Origin of the sequence: Pseudomonas juntendi (assembly GCF_009932375.1) — a bacterium.
GTDB classification, from domain to species: Bacteria; Pseudomonadota; Gammaproteobacteria; order Pseudomonadales; family Pseudomonadaceae; genus Aquipseudomonas; species Aquipseudomonas juntendi.
Genome location: NZ_BLJG01000263.1, coordinates 1 through 226, shown reverse-complemented (window position 1 = coordinate 226; position 226 = coordinate 1). Strand labels below are relative to the sequence as shown.

The window sequence follows — 226 nt, the reverse complement described above, 5'->3', positions numbered from 1 at the left end:
ACGACATCGACCTGACTCGCACCGTCGGCTGGTTCACTACCTTGTTCCCGCTGGCCCTCACGCCTGCGCAGGACCTGGCAGGCTCGATCAAGGCGGTCAAGGAGCAACTGCGCGCCGTCCCCGCCAAGGGCATCGGCTACGGCATGCTCCGCCACCTGGGCGATGCGGCGGTGCAGGCCGGCCTTGCCGCGTTGCCGGTGCCGCGTATCACCTTCAACTATCTGGG

General features: G+C 67.7%; 1 protein-coding gene. It reads left to right on the top strand.

The genetic code is table 11. From position 1 onward, the window contains the following. Positions 1-226 (top strand): condensation domain-containing protein (locus tag GYA94_RS23985; protein WP_161893231.1); only part of this gene is annotated, 226 nt, incomplete at both ends.